This window comes from Novosphingobium sp. BL-S-34 (genome assembly GCF_056857015.1).
On sequence record NZ_CM166472.1, the window covers coordinates 946,750 to 970,382 of the forward strand.

Sequence of the window (23,633 nt, forward strand, 5' to 3'; positions counted from 1 at the left end):
GCCCGAAGAGAGGGGCCATGCAAGACGATACCGACCTGCTGCTGCGCCGCATCCTGACGGACGTACTGGGCCTCAAGCAGGGGCAGGCAGAAACGTTCGATGCCGACACCGGCCTGTTCGGGCATTTGCCCGAGCTGGATTCGATGGCCGTGGCCGGCCTGCTGACCGAGCTGGAAGACCGGCTGGACATCATCATCGAGGACGACGAGATCGACGGCGAGATGCTGGAGACTTTCGGCGGCCTGCTGGACTTCGCGAAAGCCAAGCGCACCGCGGCATGACCCGCGCGGGGGGTATCGCCCGATGACCCCCGCGACCTGGCTCTGCCCGCTTCCCGACGGAGGCTCCCAGGAGGAACAGGCGCTCGCTTTCGGCAGCGGACGCGCCTGCCGCCTGCTGATCGTGCCCGCGCTGTTCGACGAGGGCAATCGCCTGCGCCGCTTCACCGTGGAAGTCATGCGGCGGCTCGACCGTGCGGGTATGGACAGTGTGCTGCCCGATCTTCCCGGCACGAACGAGAGCCTCTCCGGCCTGCCAGGGCAAGATGCCCGGCACTGGCAGGACGCCATGGGTGCCGCGGCGCAGCACTTCCGCGCGACCCATGCGCTGGGCCTGCGCGGCGGCTGCCTGTTCACGCCGCCCCTCCCCGCGTTCCACTATGCCCCGGTGAAGGGCGCGCAGATCCTGCGCGGCATGCTTCGCGCGCGCATGCTGGCCAGTCGCGAGGCCGGGCTGGAGGAAAACCGCGAGGCCCTGACGGTCGCCGCCCGCGAGGATGGTCTCGTGCTGGCGGGATATCCACTCGGCAGCGCGCTTTTTCGCGACCTGGAGCGCCTGGAACCTGCGATCGGGGCAAGCGTCATCGCCCAGGACCGGATCGGCGGCAGCGGCCTTTGGCTCCGCGCCGAGCCGGACGAGGACGCGGCGCAGGCCGATGCCCTCGCCGCGCTTCTGGTGGAGGCCATGCAACCATGACGCGGCGGCATTTCACGTTTTCCTGCGAAGGCGCCCGCCTCGTCGCCACGCTCGACGGGGTACCGGGCGAGACCGGTCTCCTGCTGGTCTCCGGCGGCAACGAAGTGCGCGCCGGTGCCTGGAACGGCCAGGCCCGCTTCGCGGCGCGCATCGCGGCGGAAGGATACCCCGTGCTGCGTTTCGATCGCCGCGGCGTGGGCGACAGCGAGGGTGAGAACGGCGAATTCCGGTCAAGCGCCCCCGATATCCGCGCCGCCCTGGAAGCCTTCCGCGCGGAATGCCCGGGGCTTCGCCGCGTGATCGGCTTCGGAAACTGCGACGCCGCCAGCGCGCTGATGCTCGCGAAAGGGGCGGGGCTGGACGGGCTGGTGCTTTCCAATCCCTGGACCATCGAGGACACCGCCGCGGAGGCCCCGGCCGAAGTCGTGCGCGACCACTATCGGCGCCGGCTGGCCGATCCGGCTGCCATCAAGCGTCTGCTGACCGGCCAGGTGGCGGTAGGCAAGCTGGTCCGCAGCCTGGTGGCGGCCGTACTTCCGGCCCGTGCCCAGCCCGTCGGCCTCGCGCAGGAAATCGCGGCAGGCATCGCCGGCTTTTCAGGCCCCGTTCGCCTGCTCGTGGCCGAGCGGGATCGCACCGGCCTTGCCTTCATGGCGCACTGGCAGAAGGCGGACCCCCGGGTGCGGCGCTGTGCCGGCGCGACTCATAGCTACGTCGAGCCGGACGCGCAGGACTGGCTGCTTGCGCAAGTGCTGGACGTGCTGGCCGCAGATTAGGCGTAAGGGGTTCGAGGAAATCCCCGAACCCCTTACGCAAACCCTCAGGCCTCGACTTTCGCCGCTTCGGCAAAGTCCCGCGCGGCGAGATAGCGCTCGGCGTCGAGCGCGGCCATGCAGCCGGTTCCCGCAGCGGTGATCGCCTGGCGATAGACATGGTCCATCACGTCGCCGCAAGCGAAGACGCCGGCGATGTCGGTCTTCGGCGTGCCCGGCTGGACCAGCAGATAGCCGGTCTCGTCCATGGCCAGCTTGCCCTTGAACAGTTCGGTCGCGGGTGCGTGACCGATGGCCACGAAGGCACCGTCGGTCAGGATTTCGCTCTGCTCGCCGGTCTTGGTGTCGATCAGCGCGAGGGCGCGAAGTTCGCCGTTCTCGCCTTCCATGAAGCGCTCTACGCGCTTGTCCCAGACGACATTGATCTTGGGGTTGGCGAAGAGGCGGTCCTGCAGGATCTTCTCGGCGCGCAAGCTGTCGCGGCGGTGGATCAGGGTCACTTCGTCGGAATGGTTGGTCAGGTAGAGCGCTTCCTCGACGGCGGTGTTGCCGCCGCCGATCACGACGACCTTCTTGCCGCGATAGAAGAAGCCGTCGCAGGTGGCGCAGGCCGAAACGCCCTTGCCCGAGAGTTCCTGCTCGCCCGGAACGCCCAGCCACTGCGCCTGCGCGCCGGTGGCGATCACCAGGGTGTCGCCCTCGTAGATGTCGCCCGAATCGCCGATCGCGGTGAAGATCGGGCCGTTCAGATCCACCGAGGTGATGATGTCGTACATCATGCGGGTGCCGACGTGGACGGCCTGGGCCTCCATTTCCTGCATCAGCCAGGGGCCCTGGATCACTTCGCGGAAGCCGGGGTAGTTCTCGACATCGGTGGTGATGGTAAGCTGGCCGCCGGGCTGCAGACCCTGCACCACGATCGGTTCCATCCCGGCGCGCGCGCCGTAGATCGCGGCCGAGAGTCCGGCCGGGCCGGAACCGATGATGAGCATGCGGGTCTTGTGCGTCGTCGCCATGTGAAAGTCTCCGGCGTGAATGTGTCGAATATCGTTGGGGCGCGAGATAGGGCCAAGCACCCCGGTTTGCCAAGCGCCGCACGCTGTAAGGAAATACTTGATCCCCGCAAATCGGCACTTGATGCCCCCTGTCCAGCGGGCAGAACGAGCCTCTCCCCATTGACCTCGGCGCGGGCCGGGATCACGGTTTCGTCATGAAAAGCCAGCTTGGTCCCACTTCGAACCGCTTCATCTCGCAGCGCCTGCGCCTCAACTACGTCGATTGGGGCAACCCGGACGCGCCGCCGCTGATTCTCCAGCACGGCGGGCGGGACCATTGCCGCAGTTGGGACTGGGTGGCGGAGGAACTGCGGCACGATTGGAACGTCATCTGCCCGGACCTTCGCGGCCACGGCGATTCCGAATGGTCGCCCGAAGGGCACTACGGGATGGACGCCTTCGTCTACGATTTCGCACAACTGGTGCATACGCTCGGGCACGAGAAAGTGACGATCGTCGCCCATTCGCTCGGCGGCAATATCGCCACCCGCTTCACCGGGCTGTTCCCCGAGAAAGTGGCGAAGTTCGTCAACATCGAAGGGCTTGGCCCGCCGCCTCAGATCCGCCGACAGATGGAGGAACGCGGCCCGGGAGAGCGGCTGAAGCAGTGGATCGAGGACAAGCGCCGCGCCGCCGGCCGCCTGCCGCGCAAATACGCCACCCGCAAGGATGCCTACCAGCGCATGAAGGAGGAAAACACCTTCCTCACCGAGGAGCAGGCCCGCCACCTCACCATCCATGGCGCCAGCCGCAACGAGGACGGCACCTGGAGTTGGAAGTTCGACAACTACGTCAACGTCTGGTCGGTATCGGACCTGCCGACTTCGGACATCGTCGCGCTGTGGCAGGCGATCACCTGCCCGATGCTCATGCTCTGGGGCCAGAACAGCTTCGCCCAGAGCCCTGCCGAAGACGGCCGGATCGACCACTTCCCGAACGCCCGCCTGATCGAATACGAAAACGCCGGCCATTGGCTGCACCATGACCAGTTCGATCGCTTCATGGGCGATGTGAAGGCATTCCTGGCAGACTGAGGGGCCGGCCCCGGCCGGGGCCGCCGCGTCAGGTGAGCAGGAAGTAACCGAGGCCCAGCCAGCAGCAGGCACAGAGCGCGACGGCGATCATCAACCCGCGCGCGTCATGTTCCGGATTGCCCAACTTGCCGCTCTGGGCGGCATAGACCAGGCTTGAACTGATCCCGTGATGGAGTCCGGCGAAACCTTCCGGACGGCGTTCGAACTGAAAGATACCTTCGTTCACGACGTTCATTCACAACATCCCCTAATGCGTGGCGGTTTTGCCCGCCGGTCCGATGCCGTCCGCCTTTTGGCGTGACGTCCCGAACCTTCCCGCAGAATCGGGATGCTAACATCTTCCTCCGGGCTTGCCCATACCATCAGGCCCAAACCATCGGGCCCACACCATCCAGGCCACTCCGCGTCGCGCCGCATCAACGCCTTGCAATGCATGCATCCAGCCATATACGACGGAATATAGCCCAGTCCTTTCGGAGACCTTCCACCATGCGCCGGCTGCTCGCCTTCCTGACATCGCTGTTCGCGGTCTTCGCCCTGGCGGTCGCACCTGCCGTTGCCCAGCAGTCGGGACCCCTGGTGCTGGCGGCGGCCAGCCTGCAGGAATCGATGAATGCCGCGGCCGACGCCTGGGCGGCCAAGGGGCATCCGCGCCCGAAGATCTCCTTTGCCGGATCGTCCGCCCTCGCGCGCCAGATCGAATCGGGCGCCCCGGCAGACGTCTTCGTCTCCGCCGACGAACCCTGGATGGACGAAGTGCAGTCCAAGGGCCTGCTGCGCCCCAAGACCCGCGTGTCGTTCCTGACCAATACCCTGGTGCTGGTCGGCCCCGCGGGCAAGGCGAAGCGCCTGACGATTCGCCCCGGTTTCCCGCTGGCGGCCGCGCTTGGCCCGAACCGACTGGCCGTGGCAGACCCGAACGCCGTGCCTGCCGGAATCTATGCCAAGCAGGCGCTGACCCGGCTCAAGGTCTGGCCTTCGGTGCAGGGCAAGCTGGCGCCCGCCGAAAACGTGCGCGCCGCGCTGGCGCTCGTCAGCCGGGGCGCCGCGCCGCTGGGCGTGGTCTACGGCACCGACGCCCGCGCCGAACCCGGCGTGCAGGTGGTAGGCACTTTCCCCGCCAGTTCGCACGACCCCATCAGCTACCCGGTGGCGGTGCTGGCATCCTCGCGCCACAAGGACGCGGAAGGCTTCCGCCGCTACCTGATCTCCACCGAGGGCAAGGCCGTGTTCCGCCGTTTCGGCTTCGGCGCGCGCTGATCCTGCACGACCCGCTGGCGTGACGGCCCTCTCCCCGGAAGAATGGCAGGTCCTGCTCCTGTCGCTGAAGGTCAGCGGCGTCGCCATGGCCGCGATCCTGCCGGTCGCCTTTGCGCTCGCCTGGGTGCTCGCCCGCTGGCGCTTTCCCGGCAAGGTCCTGCTCGATGCGCTGGTGCACCTGCCGCTGGTCCTGCCGCCTGTCGTCACCGGCTGGCTCCTGCTGATCGCCTTCGGCCCGGCCGGTCCGCTGGGCCGTTTCTTCGCGGAAGGCTTCGGGCTGACGTTCATCTTCCGCTGGACCGGCGCCGCGCTGGCCGCCGCAGTCATGGCACTGCCGCTCATGGTCCGCGCCATGCGCCTCTCGATCGAGGCGGTCGATCGCCGCCTCGAAAGCGCCGCCCGCACGCTCGGCGCCGGGCGCTGGCGCACTTTCGCGACGATCACCCTGCCGCTTGCCATGCCCGGCGTCCTGGCCGGACTCGTGCTCGGCCTCGCCCGCTCGATCGGCGAATTCGGCGCGACCATCACATTCGCCTCCAACATTCCGGGCGAAACGCAGACCCTGCCGCTCGCCATCTACAGCGCCTTGCAGATGCCCGGTTCGGAGTGGCAGGTGACGCGCCTGGCCGTGCTGTCGATCCTCGTCTCGCTCGTCGCCCTGGTGGCGTCCGAATGGCTCGCGCGGCGCAGCGGCTCCCGATACGGCCAGGCGGGGGCGGCACATCATGCCCTTTGACCTGGCGATCTCCCTGAAGCGCGGCAAGCTGCGGCTGGAATATGTCTTCCGGACCGAAAAAGGCGGCCTGACCGCGCTGTTCGGGCCTTCGGGCGCGGGCAAGACCTCCCTGCTCGACGCCATCGCCGGACTCGCGCGGCCCAGCGCCGGCCACATCCTCGTCGAGGACACGATACTGTTCGACAAGGCCCGGCGCATCGACCTGCGGCCCGAGCAGCGCCGCTGCGGCTACGTATTCCAGGACCTTCGCCTGTTTCCGCACCGCTCCGTGCGGGACAACCTGCTCTACGGCTGGCGTCTGGCGCCGCCGGCGCAGCGCTGGATGGATCTCGACACCGCGCTCGGCTTCCTGGGCATCGGCCACTTGCTCGACCGGAGCCCGGCCACGCTGTCCGGCGGCGAAGCCCAGCGCGTGGCGATCGGCCGCGCCTTGCTCTCCGGCCCCCGCTTCCTGTTGATGGACGAGCCGCTGGCCTCGGTCGATGCCGAAAGACGCGAGGAAATCCTCACCGTGATCGAACGCATCCGCGACGAACTCGCCCTGCCGATCCTCTATGTCAGCCACGACCGCGCGGAAGTGGACCGGCTGGCCGACCGCGTGATCGACATCCCGGCCCGGAGCTGAAGCGCTTGCCCGAAGATCGGGCCGACGATCTAGCCAAAGATCGCGGCTGACCTCTTAAGCCGAGCCGACACCGAATAATTGCGCTCTCCCCCGATTGACAGCCTCGCGCGCATCGCCCAAACATGAATTGTAATTCTAATACACTAAGGCACTGCACAGGCAGGCCCGGGAGATGGGGTACATGTCGAAAATCCAGCGGGGCGTCAGCCTCTACAGCTTCCAGGAAGAGATGTTCCTGGGGCAGATGTCGGTCGAGGACTGCATCGCCTTCGGCGCGTCGATCGGCGCGACGGGCATCGAAATCCTGCCCGAGCAGAACATGCCGGCCTTCCCGCATATCGACGATGCCGAAGTGGCCCGCTGGCACGAGATGCTCGCCCGCCACGGCGCGCATTTCACCTGCTACGACATGTTTCTCGACACCAAGCTGCGCAAGGGCGAACTGATCTCCGATGCCGAACAGGTGGAGAGCATCCGGCGCGATCTGGTGCTCTGCAACCGCCTGGGCATCCGCAACATGCGCGTGCTGGTCTTCGTGCGGCCCGACATCCTGGCGCAGTGCGTGCCTTATGCCGAGGAACTGGACGTCCACATGGGCGTCGAAGTCCACGCGCCCTGGCATCTCGAACATGCCTGGATCCTGCGCACCATCGAGGAAGCGGATCGGCTGGGCACGAAGCACCTCGGCATCCTGCCCGACATGGGCATCTTCATGAAGCATTACCCGCCCGAATTCCGCGCCCGCTTCGAACGGCAGGGCGCCCGGCCGGAAGTGACGCAGTTCATCGTCGACCAGCACGAACAGAAGATCATGTGCGAATACACGATCTACGAAGTCGCCGTGAAGATGGGCGGCAACAAGGCGGAAATCGCCATGGCCGAGACCCTGCGCCACGCGCCTTATGCCAACCCCCGGCGGATCGGCGACTATGCCCCCTATTTCCGGCATATCCAGGCCAAGTTCTACGGCATGAGCGAGGACTGCACCGATCCCACGATCGCTTATGACGAAGTGATCCCCGAACTGGTGAAGTGCGGCTGGGAAGGCACGCTCTCCAGCGAATACGAGGGCAACCGCTGGATCCAGGACGTCTCGCCGGTCGACAGCCGCGAACAGGTCCGCCGCCAGCACGTCATGTTCGAACGCCTCATTGCCAAAGCCGACGCGGAAAGGGAGATCGCCTGATGTTCGACAAGTACCTGATCGACGCCGCCACCCTGCGCAACACCGGCCCGGCCGATGCACCGACCGGCTTCGCCTTCGAGGCCCGGCTGGGCTATTATCGCGGCCTCGGCCTCTCGATGGTCGAGAAGTTGGACGTCTCGATCGACGGCGCCGCCCTGCCTCGCGAAGCCGTCCGTTTCGACGAAGGCAAAGGCCCGCTCAGCCTGGACGAAATGGAAGTGGCTTACGATCGCCGCTGGCCCTTCGGCGCGCCGGCGACCATCCTGGTGGACCATGCCGGTGGCTTCCCCGAGGGCGAGCACGAGCTTTCGCTGCTCCAGCAGCTGCGCGTCTCCTACCTGCCCTTCCCCTCGGTCAACAGCGACGCCAAGCGCGTTTCGCTCGCCCGATGATCGACCGGCGTGACGCCTTGCGCCTGGGTTCCCTCACGGGCCTGGGTGCGGGCCTCGCAGCGGGCTCGGGTGCGGCCTGGAGCGCGGGCCGCGCCGCGCCGGCCAAGGCCCCTGCCCTGCCCGGCACCGAGGGCCAGCGGCGGGCGGATCGCGGCGACGGGACTTATCTCAATCCCGCGCTGGCCGGCGATTTCCCGGACCCGACGATCCTCAAGGACGGTGAGGACTATTACCTCACCCATTCCTCCTTCGAGGCGGCGCCGGGCCTGCTGATCTGGCACTCGCGCGATCTGGTGAACTGGACGCCCATCGGCCCCGCGCTCGACAAGCCTCTCGGCACCGTCTTCGCGGTCGATCTCGTGAAGCACGAGGGGCGCTACTACATCTACATCCCGTTCATGCAGGCGCCCTGGTCGCAGGGCCTCAAGAGCTTTGCCAATATCTTCGTCATCCACGCCGACGACATTCGCGGCCCCTGGAGCGACCCGATCGACCTTGGCATCGGCGGCTTGATCGACCCCGGCCATGTCGTGGGCGAAGACGGCAAGCGCTACCTGTTCCTCTCGGGCGTCAACCGCGTGCGCCTCACGGACGACGGCCTCGCCACCGACGGGCCGGTGGAGAAAGTCTACGATGGCTGGAAGTACCCCGACGACTGGGTGACCGAGGCCTATTCGCTGGAAGGCCCCAAGCTGTTCCGCCGCGGCGACTGGTTCTACCTGGTGACCGCGGTGGGCGGCACGGCCGGTCCGCCCACGGGTCACATGGTGACGGTGGCCCGCGCCCGCTCGATCAACGGCCCCTGGCAGGACTGCCCGCACAATCCGATCATCCGCACCTGGAACCCGGCGGACAAGTGGCTCTCGCGCGGGCATGCCAGTCTGGTGGAAGGGCCGGGCGGAGACTGGTGGGCCGTCTATCACGGCTATGAAAACGGCTTCTACACGCTGGGCCGCCAGACGCTGCTCGAACCGATCCAGTGGGACAAGGACGGCTGGCCCCGCGCCATGGGCGCCGATCTCTCCCGCCCCCTGCCCAAGCCCGCCGTTCGCGGCCAGACCGGCAGCGTCTCGGCCCCGCGGGATCTTCGGCAGGGAATGGCCTGGTCCGACGATTTCTCGCGCGCCGCGCTGGGCACGCGCTGGCGGTTCTACAACCAGGCCCCCAGCGAAAGCACGCGCGCCGTGGTCAGCGGCGGCGCGCTGGCGCTCGCCGCCAAGGGAGCCGGGCCGCAGGACTGCTCCCCGCTTACCCATCTTGTCGGCGACCATGCCTACGAATGCACCGTCTCGCTGGAACTGGAAGGCGGGGCCGAAGCGGGGCTGCTGCTGTTCTTCAACGATCGCCTGTTCCTGGGCATGGGCTATGACGGCACCCGGATGGTCAGCTACCGCGGCGGCAAACCAAGCTATTGGCAGGAGCCCGTGGCGAAAGGCAGCCGGATCGACCTGCGGATCGTCAATGCACGGCAGATCGTGACCATGTACCACCGCGTGCCCGGCGGCGACTGGATCCGCCATGCCGTGCGCAGCGAAGTCTCCGGCTACCATGCCAATACGATGGACGATCTCGCCAGCCTTCGCCCGGCCCTCTTCGCCAGCGGCAATGGCCTGGCTCGCTTCCGCGACTATCGCTACCGTGCTTTCGAGGGAGGCTGAACCATGATGACGGACCGTCGCAGCGCCGTGGCAGGCATGATCGGCGCGGGCAGCGCGCTTGCCCTGCACGGTCCCCTGGCCGCAGCCGACTTCAAGCGGATCCCCCAGCGCGCCTCGGTTCGCGTGATTGCCGACAACGACTATGCCGGCGACCCGGACTCGCTGGTCGCGCTGGCCCATCAGTTGCTCAGCCCCAAGGCGCGCACCGTGCTCGTCACATCCTCGGCGCTGGATCGCAAGTTCCCCTCGCAAGGCCCTGCCGACCGGACGGCCCGGCTTGGCGCCGCGGTCGCGATAGAACTGGCGGAGCGCCTGGGGATCGCGGCGGTTCCGACAGTCGCCGGCACCGAGAACCTGGGCGAGCTGACGCCCTCCGCCGCCGCCAGGGCCATCGTGGCCGAGGCCATGCGCGAGGACAAGCTGCCGCTCGTCTTCACGTGCGGCGGCCCGCTCACCAACCTTGCCGCCGCGCTGCAACTGGAGCCGCGCATCGCCGGGCGCATGAAAGCGATCTGGATCGGCGGCGGAGACTATTCGTCAGGCACTGGGGCAGCAGCCAGCGGACCGGCGGGCGGCTGGGAATACAATCTCATGGCCGACCTTCCCGCCGCGCGCCGGGTTCTCGGCGATCCGGCGCTGGAACTGATCCAGGTGCCGCAATCGACCTATCGCCAGATGCAGATGTCGATCGCGGACATGGAGGCGCGGCTGCGGCCGATCTCGCCTTTCACGCAGTGGCTCTACGATCGCTTCACCTCGCCGCCCGACTTCGTCGATATCGGCGGCGCCTGGCCCATGGGCGATACACCCACGGTCGTCCTGGGCACGCTCACGCCGGAGAGCAGCCGGTTGGAGACGGTCACGGCGCGTGCCGTCAACGACGACGGCACTTACGGAGCCGAAATCGCCGGACGCAGCCTGAGAGTCTGCACGAGGATCGACGCCCGCCTCGCTTTCGACGATTTCCTGGCGCTGATGATGCTGAACGCCCAGGAGCATCACGCCAGGTAGGACGCAGATCGACGGAGCGGCAGCGCACTGCGCCGCCGCCCCCGATCCTCACCCTGCTTCGGCAAGGATGGCTTTCTCTTCCGCCCCCGCCTCTGCCCGCCGCAGCTGCATCAGCCGGCGCCGCGCGCGGATCGCGGCGGCATCGGTTTCCAGGATCGCCGGACGCGCCGTCCAGAAGTCCTGCTCGCCCAGCGCCTGCTGCGCCGCCTCGATCATCGGTTCGTCCTCCTCCACGAAGACCTGGCGCGCCAGGGCCTCGGCCTCGGGCGTTGCCTCGTGATCGTAGAAGTAGTGGCTGCTGGTACGCGTCTCCGGCGTGATGATGTGCGGGTTGAGCATCTGCGGCACGACCATGTCCTTGCGCCCCGTCCCCGCGCGGGCCAGTCCGACCGCCAGCGCCATCGCCGCAGGCGCGTGCCAGCGCATGTGCAGCCACTGGTCCACCCGGTCCCCTTCGCCCAGCATCGGCGCGGCCCACATCGGCGGGGTGACCGCCTCCATGTCCCAGTTGTTCCAGATCGCTCCGCTCTCATCGGTGAGGACCGATTGCCGGCCCGAGAAGATCGAGCCGTTCACGCCGAAACTGGCGACGTGGAGAAACTCCGCATGCGTCAGGTCCATCAGGTTGTCCGTCACCAGCTCGTAATGCCCCTGGATGACGAGGCGGCTGCGCTGCATGTCCTCCCGGTCGACGAACGCGAAGTCCGGGATCGACGCGGGATCGGCCTGCTCGGGATCGCCGGGCCAGAACCACAGTCCGCGATGGCGATGGACCACCGGCATCGTCCGCGCGCGGGCATGCGCGGGCGGCGGCGCCGGAAAGGGATTGTGCACGCAGGCCCCGGTGCGATCGAAGCCGAGCCCGTGGTAGGGGCAATGGATCACATCCTGCTCCAACCGCCCTTTGCTCAGCGGCACGAAGCGGTGCGGGCAGCGGTCTGTCAGCATTGCATATGTCCCGTCGGACAGGCTGGCGATCAACCACTTCTCGTCCAGCAATGTGCGAGACAGCATGCCGCCCTCGGGCACTTCGTGGTCCCAGGCGCCCAGATACCAGAGATTGCGCACGTAATCGGACATCGTCTTCTCCCAGTGATTTTCGGGGAGTGCCGGGACGATGTGCGCAGATATCGTGCTGCTCACATGCTGCGCCGCCACCCCCGAAAGGGTCGTCCCGAAGGACAAAGCGGCCCGCAGCATGAAGGCGCGGCTCTAGCAGCGGCGCCGACTTCCCAAGCGGAGAGACTCCGCTACCAGGCTGGGCTTGGTTTTAAATAGAACGCGAATTCCAGTCAAGCATCCTGCTCGGGAAAGAGCGGCGCCGGAAGCTGGAGCGCCAGCACGAAGCAGATCAGCATGAGGCCCTCGATCGCCGCCACCGCGGGCAGGACGGCGCCCACTGCGCCTGCCGCTCCCCCGGCAAAAAAGGCGGTGCCGACCACCGCGATGCCCAGCGCCATTCCCAGTTCCTGCACGGTCTTGATCAAACCGCTCGCGGCGCCGGCATGGCTGCGATCGACGCGGGCGAGGATCACCGGCGTCAGCGGCCCGCTGGTCATGCCCATGCCGGTCCCGGCCAGTGCGAGACAGGGCAGCGCCCACCAGAACGGCACGCCGCTCTCGATCCACAGCAAGGTCCCACCCGCGAACAATGCCATCAGCGAGATCCCGCCGACCAGCACCCATCTGCCGTGGCTGGTCACCAGCTTGCGGCCGAGGAATGCGATACCGAGCATCACCCCGGCACTGAACGGTATGTGCAGCAGGCCGGTCTGGAGCGGCGAGAAGCTCAGCAATTTCTGCGCGCCGAAAGCGAAGACGAACAGGAACCCACCCGTCGCCGCCCCGAAGCAGAGAGCGATGGCAAGACCGAACGAGAACTGTCGTTGATGGAACAATTCGGGCGCGAACAAGGTCGGCTCGCCCCTTCGCCGGCGGCGCAGCGTCCGGCGCCAGACAAGCGCCATCATCACCGGCGCGGCGATCAGCAGCGCCAGATGCCACGGCTGCCAGCCCAGATCATGCCCGCGCACCAGGGGATAGAGCAGCGCCGCCATCGACGCGGCGAACAGCATGGTCCCGCCCCCGTCGATCCCGCGCGCGAGCGGCGACCGCGCGTCCGGAAGCAGCCGCCGCGCGACCATGACCGCGACTACGCCCACCGGCACATTGATCAGGAACACGCTTCGCCAGCCGAGATCGAACAGGTTCGCATGGATCAGCACGCCGCCGATGATCGGTCCGCAGATCGCCGAAAGTCCGCCGATCACGCCCACCCAGGCCAGCTTCGCCACACGCTCCAGCGGCTCGAACAGCACCTGGATCAGCGCCATGACCTGCGGCGCCATCATCGCCCCCGCCGCGCCCTGCAGCACGCGCGCGGCAATCAGCTGGTCCGGGCTGGCCGACATTCCGCAGAGCAATGAGGCGAAAGTGAACCCAGCCACGCCGCCGATGAACAGGCGGTTGTAGCCGAAGGCATCGCCCAGCCGCCCGCCCAGCATGAGCAGCAGCGCAAAGGCCAGCGAATAGCCCGCCGCCACCCATTGCGCCTGCGCCGCCGCCGCGCCGAAATCCTGCTCGATCACCGGCAGCGCGGTGTTGACGATGGTGACGTCCACGATCTCGAGGACCAGCGCCACCATCAGCGTCAGATAGGCGAGCGACTTCTGCCGCTCGGTCAGGTTCACGGCAAGCGCCGGCGCCGCAAGCGCCGTCAAATCACGCCTTCCTTCAGCATCGAAACCGCCGTTGCGCAGGCGCGCGCGGTAAGCGCCATGTACGTGAGCGAGGGGTTCTGGCAGGCCGACGAACTCATCTGCGCGCCGTCGGTGACGAAGAGATTCGGGATGTCGTGCGCCTGGCTGTGCCGGTTGAGCACCGAGGTTTTCGGATCCCAGCCCATGCGCGCGCCGCCCATCTCGTGGATGGAAGTGCCGCCGTGGCCGGGCTTGTCGAAGCCCATGACGACATGGCCGCCGGCATCGGTGAGCATCGCCGTCGCCTCGCGGTGGGCATCAGCAAGCGCGGCCATTTCCTCCTTGCCGTGCGCGAAGGCGATCTCAAGCTGGCGGACGCCGCGCGGGTCGGTGCGCCTGCTGAGGGTCAGGCGGTTGCTGGCGCGCGGCATCGAATCCGCGAAGACCACCAGGACCATCGTCCAGGCGCCGATCTGGTGCAGCTCTTCCTTGTAGTCCTTGCCGATGCCGCCCATCCGCTTGCCGCGCGTCCAGGTGCCTTGCAGCGCGCCGCCCTGGAACGAATAGCCGCGCGTGAAGCCCTCGCCGTCCAGCGTGTCGAGATTGCGGAAGCGCGGGATGACGATGCCGGTCGGCCGGTTCCCGAAACTCGTCCGCCCTTCGAAACCGGGCACCACTGCCATGGCCGCCATCGTATTGGCATGGTCCATGATATGCGTGCCCAGCACGCCGCTGGAATTGGCGAGGCCCTGCGGCATCGCCTCGCTGGCCGAGTTCAGCATCAGGTGAACCGAGTTGAACGCGCCCGCATTCAGGAACACGACGCGGGCGTATGCCACCTTGTGCTCGCCGGTCCTGGTGTCGATCCAGCGCACGCCGGTGACGCGGCCGCTCTTCGGATCGTAGTCCACCTTGTGTACTTGTGCATCGGTGACGACCTTGAGCCGGCCCGTCTTCTGCGCCGCGGGCAGCGTCGCCGACTGCGTCGAGAAATAGGCACCGTAGGAGCAGCCCCGCGCGCAGATGCTGCGATACTGGCAATGCCCCCGGCCTTGCTCGGGCCGCGCTTCGGTAAGGTTCGCGGTGCGGCCGATGGTCATGACGCGGTCCGGGTATTTCGCCCGGATTCGCTCCCGCATTGCGGATTCGACGCAGTTCAGTTCCATCGGCGGCAGGAAGCGCCCGTCGGGAAGCTGCGGCAGCCCCTCCGCCGCGCCCGAGACGCCGACGAAGTCCTCCACTTTGTCGTACCACGGCGCCAGGTCGGCATAGCGGATCGGCCAGTCGGTGCCGAACCCGTCGCGCTTGTTGGCGCCGAAGTCGTAGTCCGACCAGCGATAGCACTGCCGCCCCCAGGTCAGCGAGCGACCGCCGAGCTGGTAGGAACGGAACCAGTCGAAGTCCTTGCCGGGCGCCTTCTGGTAGGGCTGATCGGCATCGTTGACGAAGTGGCCTTCGGTGAACTCGTTGAAGTGCCGGTTGAGCATCTGCACCGGGTATTCCCGCGCATAAAGCTCGGCATCGCCCTGCCCGCGAAACGGCATTTCCCAAGGCGCCTTGAGTTCGGTGTCGTAGCCGGTCTGATGCTCGATATTGCGGCCGCGCTCCACCATCAGGACGGTGAGGCCCGCCTCGGTCAGTTCCTTGGCCGCCCAGCCGCCGGTAATGCCCGAGCCGACGACGATCGCATCGAACTGGGGCGCGTCGGACTGGGGCGCATCGAATTGCGTGTTGTTTGTCATGGTCAGCCGAAATCCACTGCGGTCCAGTCGCTGGAAAATGCGCGCATCCCGGGCTGGAGGGGGATGTCCCACTCCCATTTGCCGGGCACGAGTTCGTAGCGAAGCTCCTGCGATCCGCCCGCTTCGCTGGTGTAATAGCCGGTGAGGATCAGGCCCTTCAGCGCGGTCCACGGCGAAGGCGGGGCGCCTTGCGCGAAAGCCTCGGCATCGAGCGCGGCCAACAGGCGCGTGCGCTCGGCAAGATCGTGCCGCAGGAAGTCGCCGCCCGCCGCGCGGTCGAGCCTATGCTCCAGCCAGGCCAGATGGCGCAGCGAACCGTTGCGGCGGCGGAACGGGGCCACAGCGGCCGTTATCGTTTCCGACGCCATCGGCGCGCCGGTTCCCGCAAGCCCGTGCGCGAGGGCCAGAACCACGAAGTCGCCAACGCCCACGTCGCGCGCGCCCGGCGTATCGGTGCGCGGAATCACGAGGTCCGAGACATCCGCGATCAGTCGGCGCTGGCGGTCGCTGGGCAGGTCCGCCGCGTCGAGATCGGTCAGCTTCACGCCCGCCGCCGGGATCCCCAGAGCCAGCGCCAGCAGCGCCGCGCCCGCCGTGAACTCGCGGCGGTTCCAGCCGTTCTTCGCGCCGCTCATTCGCCGATTCCCATCAGGCGGGCATTGAGCATGCGGTCACTGCCGCTGCCGGCGAAGTCGTCGAAGGCCCGATCGGTGACGCGGATGATATGCCGCTCGATGAACGGTGCGCCTTCCGCCGCGCCCTGCTCGGGATGCTTGAGCGCACATTCCCATTCGAGCACGGCCCAGCCGGCGAAATCGTACTGCGCCAGCTTCGAGAATATCTGCCCAAAATCCACCTGCCCATCGCCCAGCGAGCGGAAGCGGCCGGGGCGGTCCGCCCAGTTCTGATAGCCGCCATAGACCCCGACCCGGCCATTCGGGCGGAACTCGGCATCCTTCACATGGAAGCACTTCACCCGGCTGTGGTAGATGTCGAGGAAGGCGAGGTAGTCCAGCTGCTGCAGCACGAAGTGCGAGGGATCATAGAGGATGTTCGCGCGCGGATGGTTGCCGACGCGGTCCAGGAACATCTCGAATGTCGCGCCGTCGTGCAGGTCCTCGCCGGGGTGCAGCTCGAAACCGATGTCGACGCCGTTCTCGTCGAACACGTCGAGGATCGGCTTCCAGCGCCGGGCCAGTTCGTCGAAGGCATCCTCGACCAACCCCGCGGGGCGCTGAGGCCAGGCGTAGAAATAGGGCCACGCCAGCGCGCCGGAAAAACTGGCCTGCGTGGTGAGGCCGAGGCGGCGGCTCGCCTTGGCCGCCAGCTTCATCTGCTCGACCGCCCAGGCCTGCCGCGCTTTCGGATTGCCGCGCACATGCGGCGCAGCAAAACCGTCGAACTGCACGTCATAGGCGGGATGGACCGCTACGAGCTGGCCCTGAAGATGTGTCGAAAGTTCGGTGATGCAAAGGCCCTTGTCGGCCAGCATGCCGGTCACTTCGTCGCAATAGGTCTGGCTCTCGGCGGCCTTTTCCAGATCGAACAGCCGCGCGTCTCCGCTGGGGACCTGCAGGCCCTTGTAGCCCAGACCCGCAGCCCAGTCGGCCATGCTCTCCAACGTGTTGAACGGCGCTTCGTCGCCTGCGAACTGGGCGAGGAAGATGGCGGGGCCCTTGATGGTTCTCATGGTCTTTCTCGTTCCGATCAGGCGGGAAACTGGACCCAGCCGAGGTCATCGCGGCTGGCACGCACGGCCAGGTCGATCAGGTGCATCCCGCGCAGGCCCTCGGCCATGCCGGGAACCAGTGCGCCGGGCTCGCCGCGCAGCATTCTGGCGAAGTCGCGGTAGAGGTTGGCGAAGGCTTCGAGGTATCCCTCGGGATGTCCGCCCGGCGTCCGGCTGGCCACTACGGCATCGAGACCAAGGCCCGGATCGCCCGCCTGCACCAGTTCGGTGCGGCCATCGAGGTGATAGAGGCGCAATTCGTTCGGGCTTTCCTGTCGCCAGCAGAGCCCGCCCTTCTCGCCGTAGATGCGCAAGCTCAGGCCATTGCGCTCGCCCACCGCAATCTGGCTGGCGAGCAGGGCCCCGCGCGCGCCGTTCTCGAAGCGCAGCAGGATCTGGCAATCGTCGTCGAGCACGCGGCCCGGCACCACCGCGCCAAGGTCCGAGAAGATGCGGGTGACGCGCAGGCCGGTGACGAACTCGGCAAGCTGGAAGGCATGGACGCCGATATCGGCAATGCAGCCGCCGGCGCCCGCGCGCGCAGGATCGACGCGCCATTCGGCCTGCTTGCCCTCTGCCTCGGCGGCAAGCCAGCCTTGCGGATATTCGACCACGACCTTGCGGATCGCGCCCAGCGCTCCGGCCGCGACGCGGGCGCGGGCCTCGCGCACCAGCGGATAGCCGGAGTAAGTGTAGGTCAGCGCGAAGGGCAATCCCGCAGCCGCCACCAGCGCCGCCATCTCCTCGGCTTCGGCCAGGGTGGCGGTGGCAGGCTTGTCGCAGATCACCGGGATACCGGCCGCGAGCGCGGCTTTCACGGCAGGCAGGTGATGGAAGTTGGGCGTCGTCACCGCAACGAAATCGATCCCGTCCTCCCGCGCCGCCTCTTCGCGCAGCATCGCCGCGAGATCGGGATAAGCCCGCGCGGGATCGATGCGATAGCTCTCGCCCGCCTGCCGCGAACGCGCGGCATCGCTGCTGAAGGCGCCCGCCACCAGTTCGATCTCACGGTCCAGTTCGGCAGCGATTCGGTGCACCGGGCCGATGAAGGACCCTGGCCCTCCACCCACCATGCCCATCCGCAGGCGCGCTTTCGTCATGCTTCCTCTCGTATGATTTGTAATGATGGTTCTAATTTTATCGAAGCCCATCGGTCAAGGCCTTCGATGGCATTGACCGCGATCAAAATCACCGATAACAAAAAGAGAATAGCAATTCTAATATAGCGCCGGTCAGCGGCGCGGGCGGAGAGGCATGAACCCGGTTTCCCGATTCTTCAGCAAGCTCACCATGAAGCCGCAGGGCATGACGATCGTCATCGCGGCTTTCCTTCCGATCTTCGCGATCGTGTCGATGTTCCCGATCGTGGCGTCGATGATCGCGCACTTCCACACGGACCCGAACGCCGCCGCCAAGGTGCCGCTGATGGTCACCGCGCCGGGCCTGACCATCGCCATCCTCGCCCCGTTCGCAGGCTGGTTCGTGGACAAGTTCGGCCGCCGCCGGCTGCTGCTGATCTGCACGTTCTTCTACGGACTGTTCGGCACCCTGCCCTTCTTCCTGGACGACCTGAACCAGATCTTCGCCAGCCGCCTGGCGCTGGGCATTTGCGAGGCGGGCATCCTGACCATCGTCAACACCCTGATCGGCGACTACTGGGACAATGAAAGCCGCCGCAACTGGCTGTTCCTGCAAGGCGTGGTGGGCCCATTCCTGGCTTCCGGCGTGATCCTGATGTCGGGCCTGGTCGCGTCGATGAAGTGGAACGGCGGTTTCCTTGTCTACCTCGTCGCCTTCCCGATCTACTTCGCGATGCTGGCCTTCCTCTACGAGCCCAAGGGCCGCGCCGCGCATGACGACGCACCTGCGGAAGCCACCGGCGACAAAGCCCGCTTCCCGCTGGGCGCCGCGCTTGGCGTCGCCGCGTTGACGCTGTTCTCCGCCGCGCAGTACTACGTCTTCATCGTCAATGGCAGCATCGCTTTCGGTGAAGTGGGGGTGACCGATCCGGGCGCCGTCGCCAAGATGAGCTTCCTGCCCAGCCTGTTCGTGATCCTGGGCGCGCTGCTGTTCCGAATCCTGTCGGGCCGTTCGAACGGCGTGCAGCTCGGGGCCTTCCTCGCCATTCTCGGCACCGGCCTCGCGGTGATCGGCCTCGCCCGCAATCCAGCCGAGATGATCGCCGGCCTGGCCATCCAGCAGACCGGCGCGGGCATGGCGGTTCCCTCGCTGATCGCCTGGGCCCAGACCAAGTTCCCCTTCGAGCATCGCGGCCGGGGCATGGGCATCTGGACCGGCTCGTTCTTCTTCGGCCAGTTCATCTCACCCGTGTTGGTGCATCAGGCCAGCGGCGCGACCGGCTCCATGCAGGGCGCTTTCGTCACTGCCGGCGTGGTCTCGCTGGTGGTCGCCATCGGCGCGCTGACGATGGGCATGACCCGCGGACGGACGCCGCTGATGGCCTGATCTGTCAGGCAGAGCAAAAGCAGAAAGGCCCGCCGGGAGCGATCCCGGCGGGCCTTTCCTTTTCCGCAAAATGCTGCGCTTCAGGTCAGCGCAGCGATCTCCATTTCGACGGCCAGTCCGGCATCTTCGCAATGCCGTGCAAGCCGCAGCGTCGGCCGGTCAGCAACCGGCTCCCAGCCCTCTGTCCCCCAACGCTGGAGCGCGCGGGGTTCCAGCGGCACAGCGATGCGGCGGCGCTCCCCGGAAGCCAGAACGACGCGGGCGAAACCCACCAGCGCGCGTTCGGGATGGTCGCGATAGACCTGCACGACATCGCTGCCCCCGCGGTCCGACAGATTGGCCACGGTGACGTGCAGCATGCTGCCCTCCACCGCAGCATCGTCCCATGCGAAGCGCGCATAGCCCATGCCCGAACCGAAGGGATGACGCGCGGCCGTGCCGCTGGCGGCAAGGCCGCGATAGCCCAGCAAGGTGCCTTCGGCGTAAGTCAGCGAACCGTCCTCCGCAGGCTGGAGCGCGAAAGCCGGATAGTCCGCCTCGTTCGCCGCGAACGTCACCGGCAGACGGCCGCCAGGCTCGCGCGCGCCGGAGAGCACATCCGCCAGCGCGCGGGCGAAGCCCTCACCCGGATACCAGACGGCAAGCAGCGCCGCTGCCTTCTCCTCCCACGCGCTGTCGAAGGCATGGCCGACATTGACGATCACCGCCGTGCGCGGATTGGCCGCCGTCACCGCCTCGATCAGGCGAAGCTGCTCGGCGGGAAGCAGCGTATCCGGCCGGTCCTTGCTTTCCACGCTGGAATCGGAGGTTTCCCCCACGATCAGGAACACGGCATCCGCTGCCTGTGCAGCATCGACAGCGACCTGGAGCATTTCCTTGGCGCTGCCGGGGCTGCGCAGGCCATACCAGAGACCTTGCACGCGCCCGCCGGTCCACGAGAACTCGACCGTGATCGCCACGTCCTGCCCTTCGGCAAGATCCAGGCTGACGGCATCGGAATCGCCGCGCTTCAGCACGCCCATCACGTCGCCCGCAGGAACCTCGCCCCCGGCGCGCAGCACTTCCCTGCCATCGACGAGGATGCGTGCCGCGCCGGTCGAACCGAGGTGCAGCTTGTGCTCGCCGCTGCGCTCTGCGGTGTAGCGTCCGCTGGCGCGCACCGAGCCGGGCTCCATGAAACGCGCCTGCTCATGCACGCCCACGAACCAGACCAGCGAATTGGTATCGCGCGTCTCGCGGGTGAGCACTTCGCCCGCACATTCCGGCGCGGCGAAGTATTCCAGCGTCATGCCGCGCGTGCAGCCGTCGCCGATGTCGATCGCGGGCGTCACGCTCATGTTCGGCAGGCGCGGCTGCGGATCGACGCCCGGCGCGAACAGGATCTCGCAGGACTCGCCGTAAGTCTCGCGCAGCGCGTCCACCGGGGTCGGCGCATCGGGCGAGATCGAGATCTTCGCGAATGTCCCGCCCTGGAAGCACGGCGCCCAGGCATTGGGGCCGATGACCGCCAGCGTCTTCACCGATCCCGGCGCGAGCGGGAGCATGTCCCTCTCATTGCGCAGCAGGGTGAAGCCGGCCGCTGCCGCCTCCACCAGCAGCGCCTCGGCCTCGGCTGCGGGGATCGGCGGCGCCTTGTTCGCAGTGACCCGGCGCGCGACCGAGGCCACGCGCGATGCCGCATCCTCGATGCGCGCCGGATCGACCGCCCCTGCGGATACCGCCGCCTCCAGCTTGCCCCCCATGAACCGCGCCGGCCCCGGCATTTCCAGATCGAGGCCGGCATTGATCGTGCCCTCGCTGGAATGGGTGCCGAACCAGTCGCTCATGATGAGCCCATCGAAGCCCCAATCCTGCTTCACCACTTCGGTCAGGACATGGCCCTGCTCCGCGCACCAGGCGCCATTGACCTTGTTGTAGGCGGCCAGCAGGCCCACGCAGCCCGCCTCCACCGCGTATTGGAACGGCAGCAGGTAGACTTCGCGCAAGGTGCGCTCGTCCAGGCGCACATCCACTTCGTCCCGCGCGGTTTCGCTGTCGTTGCAGACCAGGTGCTTGGCGACCGAGCCAGTGCCGGTCGACTGCAGGCCCCTGACCCATTCCGCGCCGAGCACGCCGGTCAGCACCGGATCCTCGGAGAAATACTCGAAGGCCCGGCCCGCCAGCGGACTGCGCGCGAGATTGAGATTGGGCGCCAGCACCGCATCCACGCCGCGCGCCACGGCCTCGCTGCCCACCAGGGCGCCGATACGGCGGGTGAGGTCGCGGTCCCAGGTGGCGCCCAGCAGGGTCGAACAAGGGCTGAGCAAGGCGATGTCGCGCTCATCCACTTTGCCGCTGGCGATGCCGAGCGGGCCATCGGACATGGTGAAAGACGGGATCCCCGCTTCCGGCACGGCCAGTGTCGACCACATCGACCCGCCGGCCGTGAGCGCGCAGGATTGCGCCAAAGTCACATCGCTCATGCGGCGACCTCCACCGGGCTCGGCGCCATGCGAAAGCCCATGATCTGCTCGGCCTGGGCACGCACGGCGCGGGCAATGCCTTCGTCGGCCAGCGTTCCGTCCGGCGCGAAAGGCTTCTGCTCCACCGAGTTGACTGCAACGCCCACCGGCGTCGGCCAGCCGCGCATCGCATGGACCACGTCGCGCAAGGCGGAAAGCGTGGTGCCGCAGGCCTGCCAGCCCGCCGCCGTGACCACCAGGCCCACCGGCCGCCCGTCGAAATAGACGCGCCTATCGCCGCGCAAGTCTTCCAGCAGGTCGACCGCATTCTTGACGAGGCCCGAATAGCCGCCGTGATAGCCGGGGCTGCCGATGACGATACCGTCAGCGCCGCGCACGGCCTCCACCAGCGCCTGTTCCTCGGGCGTGCGGTCGGGTTTCTCGGGGTTGAAATGCGGCAGGCCCGCAAGCGCGGGCCCGTCGAACATCACTGTCTCGGCGCCCAGTGCCGCGCATTCGGCCAGCACGGCGCGCACGATCCGCTCGCTGGAGGAGGCCTGGCGGAACGTTCCGCCGAGGCCCACGATCCGCCGGGGAGCGGCGGGCGAAATCACGGTCATCGCATTCTCCTAAACCGGCGCGGCCTTCTTGCGGGCCGCGCCGTCATGTCGGTATCGAAAGCCTCAGGCCGGCACTGCGGCCTTGAACGCCGGCATCACCTTCTCCGCCATCAGGCGCAGCGTCTGGTCGCCATAGGCGAGGCGCTGCTCGGTCAGCGGGCCGGTGGTCGTGCCGCAGAGCACGTTGCCGATGCCGAGTTCGGCATAAGGCGCCAGATGCGCCTGAACCGTCTCGGGCGAACCGTAGAGGCACCAGGTGCCGATCCAGTCGTCGCTGAGGGCGTCGGGCGTCCTGTCGGTCTTCTTGTTGGCATCGTCGCTCTCGGCGCGGGCGTTGAATTCGGCCTCGCGCTCGATCGCTTCCTGGTAGCTGCGCAGGATCACTTCCAGTTCCTCGCGCGCCTGGTCGTCGCTCTCGGCCACATGGACCACCTGATAGGTGTGAGTCGTCCAGTCGAGCGCGGACTTCACCACGGCATCGTCATGCCCGGCATCGAGCAGGAAGCCCTTGTAGATGTCGAACCACTTCTTGACGTGGACGAAGGGCTCGGTGCCGCCGATCCTGGGCGGGGTGAAGGCCGGGATGAACGCCGGCCAGCCGTTCTCCGCCGCACGGCGCGCGCTGGCTTCCTTCATCGCCACCGGCATCAGGCGTGCATGACCCGGCGTATAAGGCGCAGGCGTGATGCGCTGGAGCACGCGGCCCTTGTAAGGCCCGTTGTCGATCACGACGGCGGGGTCTTCCATGCCCTTGGCCCAGAGCTGTTCCGCCAGCGCCAGGTTGTTCTCCGCGATCGAACCGGCATCCCGGTAGTCCACCGCGAAGCCGATCATCTCTTCCGGCGTGGTGCCCGAACCGACGCCCACCAGCAGCTTGCCGTCGGTCAGCTGGTCCAGGATGTTGATCCGCTCGGCAAGGCGCACCGGGTGGTGCAGCGGCACGGAGACGACCGAAAAGCCGAAATGCATCTTCGGCATCTGCGCGGCGAGATAAGCGGCGAAGATGAAGCTGTCGCTGGCCACCGGCATGTAGCCGTTGAAGTGATGGTCCGGCAGGAAGATGGCATCGTAATCGAGATCGGCCGCCAGTTTCGCGTGCCCCTCAAGGTCCTTCATCAGCCTGCGATCCTGTTCGGGACCGAGCGATCGGGCGTTCAGAAATACGGAAAAACGCATCTTCCCCTCCCTTGGGGTCATTGCCGCCGCCGCGATGGCGTGCGTGCCGGTGTGA

23 protein-coding genes are annotated in these 23,633 nt (G+C 67.3%); 12 read left to right on the top strand and 11 right to left on the bottom strand.

Going from position 1 to position 23,633, the window contains the following annotated elements; translation table 11 throughout:
- Positions 1-17: 17 nt before the first annotated feature.
- Genes AC1VV3_RS04395 through AC1VV3_RS04405 form a run of 3 tightly spaced genes read left to right on the top strand, consistent with a single transcriptional unit; the run spans position 18 to position 1,751 of the window.
- Complete coding sequence (locus AC1VV3_RS04395; protein WP_132263357.1) at positions 18-281, top strand: phosphopantetheine-binding protein; 264 nt, start codon at positions 18-20, stop codon at positions 279-281.
- 22 nt (positions 282-303) lie between these two features.
- Positions 304-975 (top strand): hypothetical protein, encoded by a 672-nt coding sequence (locus AC1VV3_RS04400; protein ID WP_431566914.1) that lies wholly within the window; start codon positions 304-306, stop codon positions 973-975.
- On the top strand, positions 972-1,751 hold the full coding sequence (locus AC1VV3_RS04405) for a hydrolase 1, exosortase A system-associated (protein WP_431566915.1): 780 nt from the start codon (positions 972-974) through the stop codon (positions 1,749-1,751). The genes AC1VV3_RS04400 and AC1VV3_RS04405 overlap by 4 nt, the downstream gene beginning before the upstream one ends.
- A gap of 44 nt (positions 1,752-1,795) precedes the next feature.
- Here the strand turns inward: AC1VV3_RS04405 and trxB are convergent, their stop codons facing one another.
- Positions 1,796-2,764: a thioredoxin-disulfide reductase gene (trxB, locus tag AC1VV3_RS04410; RefSeq protein ID WP_132263362.1), complete on the bottom strand. Its 969-nt coding sequence runs from the start codon at positions 2,762-2,764 to the stop codon at positions 1,796-1,798.
- 194 nt (positions 2,765-2,958) lie between these two features.
- Here trxB and AC1VV3_RS04415 point away from each other — a divergent pair, with 194 nt between their 5' ends.
- Positions 2,959-3,837, top strand: a complete 879-nt coding sequence (locus tag AC1VV3_RS04415; protein WP_134093129.1) for an alpha/beta fold hydrolase — start codon at positions 2,959-2,961, stop codon at positions 3,835-3,837.
- 28 nt (positions 3,838-3,865) lie between these two features.
- Here the strand turns inward: AC1VV3_RS04415 and AC1VV3_RS04420 are convergent, their stop codons facing one another.
- Positions 3,866-4,072, bottom strand: coding sequence for a hypothetical protein (locus AC1VV3_RS04420; RefSeq protein ID WP_132263366.1), 207 nt, complete (start codon positions 4,070-4,072; stop codon positions 3,866-3,868).
- 254 nt (positions 4,073-4,326) lie between these two features.
- Here AC1VV3_RS04420 and modA point away from each other — a divergent pair, with 254 nt between their 5' ends.
- The 7 genes from modA to AC1VV3_RS04455 all read left to right on the top strand — a co-directional run bounded on the left by modA (position 4,327) and on the right by AC1VV3_RS04455 (position 10,705).
- Positions 4,327-5,097, top strand: coding sequence for a molybdate ABC transporter substrate-binding protein (modA, locus tag AC1VV3_RS04425; protein WP_431566916.1), 771 nt, complete (start codon positions 4,327-4,329; stop codon positions 5,095-5,097).
- 19 nt (positions 5,098-5,116) lie between these two features.
- On the top strand, positions 5,117-5,833 hold the full coding sequence (gene modB, locus AC1VV3_RS04430) for a molybdate ABC transporter permease subunit (protein ID WP_134093131.1): 717 nt from the start codon (positions 5,117-5,119) through the stop codon (positions 5,831-5,833).
- Positions 5,823-6,458, top strand: a complete 636-nt coding sequence (locus tag AC1VV3_RS04435; RefSeq protein ID WP_431566917.1) for a molybdenum ABC transporter ATP-binding protein — start codon at positions 5,823-5,825, stop codon at positions 6,456-6,458. The genes modB and AC1VV3_RS04435 overlap by 11 nt, the downstream gene beginning before the upstream one ends.
- A 181-nt stretch (positions 6,459-6,639) precedes the next feature.
- Positions 6,640-7,644, top strand: coding sequence for a sugar phosphate isomerase/epimerase family protein (locus tag AC1VV3_RS04440; RefSeq protein ID WP_431566918.1), 1,005 nt, complete (start codon positions 6,640-6,642; stop codon positions 7,642-7,644).
- Positions 7,644-8,036 (top strand): C-glycoside deglycosidase beta subunit domain-containing protein, encoded by a 393-nt coding sequence (locus tag AC1VV3_RS04445; protein ID WP_134093134.1) that lies wholly within the window; start codon positions 7,644-7,646, stop codon positions 8,034-8,036. The genes AC1VV3_RS04440 and AC1VV3_RS04445 overlap by 1 nt, the downstream gene beginning before the upstream one ends.
- Complete coding sequence (locus tag AC1VV3_RS04450) at positions 8,033-9,694, top strand: family 43 glycosylhydrolase (protein ID WP_431566919.1); 1,662 nt, start codon at positions 8,033-8,035, stop codon at positions 9,692-9,694. The genes AC1VV3_RS04445 and AC1VV3_RS04450 overlap by 4 nt, the downstream gene beginning before the upstream one ends.
- A gap of 3 nt (positions 9,695-9,697) precedes the next feature.
- Positions 9,698-10,705, top strand: a complete 1,008-nt coding sequence (locus AC1VV3_RS04455) for a nucleoside hydrolase (RefSeq protein ID WP_465128117.1) — start codon at positions 9,698-9,700, stop codon at positions 10,703-10,705.
- A gap of 48 nt (positions 10,706-10,753) precedes the next feature.
- Here the strand turns inward: AC1VV3_RS04455 and AC1VV3_RS04460 are convergent, their stop codons facing one another.
- From AC1VV3_RS04460 to AC1VV3_RS04485, 6 genes are all read right to left on the bottom strand, one after another.
- Positions 10,754-11,785: a Rieske 2Fe-2S domain-containing protein gene (locus tag AC1VV3_RS04460; RefSeq protein ID WP_431566921.1), complete on the bottom strand. Its 1,032-nt coding sequence runs from the start codon at positions 11,783-11,785 to the stop codon at positions 10,754-10,756.
- Positions 11,786-11,997: 212 nt separating this feature from the next.
- A complete protein-coding gene (locus AC1VV3_RS04465) occupies positions 11,998-13,425 on the bottom strand; it encodes an MFS transporter (RefSeq protein WP_431566922.1) in 1,428 nt (475 codons plus the stop codon).
- Positions 13,422-15,146: a GMC oxidoreductase gene (locus tag AC1VV3_RS04470; protein ID WP_431566923.1), complete on the bottom strand. Its 1,725-nt coding sequence runs from the start codon at positions 15,144-15,146 to the stop codon at positions 13,422-13,424. The genes AC1VV3_RS04465 and AC1VV3_RS04470 overlap by 4 nt, the downstream gene beginning before the upstream one ends.
- A gap of 2 nt (positions 15,147-15,148) precedes the next feature.
- Positions 15,149-15,781, bottom strand: a complete 633-nt coding sequence (locus AC1VV3_RS04475; RefSeq protein ID WP_431566924.1) for a gluconate 2-dehydrogenase subunit 3 family protein — start codon at positions 15,779-15,781, stop codon at positions 15,149-15,151.
- On the bottom strand, positions 15,778-16,836 hold the full coding sequence (locus AC1VV3_RS04480) for a sugar phosphate isomerase/epimerase family protein (RefSeq protein ID WP_431566925.1): 1,059 nt from the start codon (positions 16,834-16,836) through the stop codon (positions 15,778-15,780). Before AC1VV3_RS04480 ends, AC1VV3_RS04475 begins: the two co-directional genes overlap by 4 nt.
- A 17-nt stretch (positions 16,837-16,853) precedes the next feature.
- On the bottom strand, positions 16,854-17,975 hold the full coding sequence (locus tag AC1VV3_RS04485; RefSeq protein WP_431566926.1) for a Gfo/Idh/MocA family protein: 1,122 nt from the start codon (positions 17,973-17,975) through the stop codon (positions 16,854-16,856).
- Positions 17,976-18,129: 154 nt separating this feature from the next.
- Between AC1VV3_RS04485 and AC1VV3_RS04490 the strand changes: the two genes are divergently transcribed.
- The gene (locus tag AC1VV3_RS04490) at positions 18,130-19,341 is read left to right on the top strand and encodes an MFS transporter (protein WP_314465830.1); all 1,212 of its coding nucleotides are present in this window, start codon (positions 18,130-18,132) and stop codon (positions 19,339-19,341) included.
- A gap of 80 nt (positions 19,342-19,421) precedes the next feature.
- On the opposite strand, the gene AC1VV3_RS04495 is transcribed toward AC1VV3_RS04490, so the two are convergent.
- From AC1VV3_RS04495 to AC1VV3_RS04505, 3 genes are all read right to left on the bottom strand, one after another.
- Positions 19,422-21,803, bottom strand: a complete 2,382-nt coding sequence (locus AC1VV3_RS04495; protein ID WP_431566927.1) for a beta-glucosidase — start codon at positions 21,801-21,803, stop codon at positions 19,422-19,424.
- Positions 21,800-22,402 carry an NADPH-dependent FMN reductase gene (locus tag AC1VV3_RS04500; RefSeq protein ID WP_431566928.1) on the bottom strand — a complete coding sequence of 201 codons (603 nt, stop codon included), beginning with the start codon at positions 22,400-22,402 and terminating at the stop codon, positions 21,800-21,802. The genes AC1VV3_RS04495 and AC1VV3_RS04500 overlap by 4 nt, the downstream gene beginning before the upstream one ends.
- 63 nt (positions 22,403-22,465) lie before the next feature.
- Positions 22,466-23,578, bottom strand: coding sequence for an LLM class flavin-dependent oxidoreductase (locus tag AC1VV3_RS04505; protein ID WP_132263389.1), 1,113 nt, complete (start codon positions 23,576-23,578; stop codon positions 22,466-22,468).
- Positions 23,579-23,633: the final 55 nt, after the last annotated feature.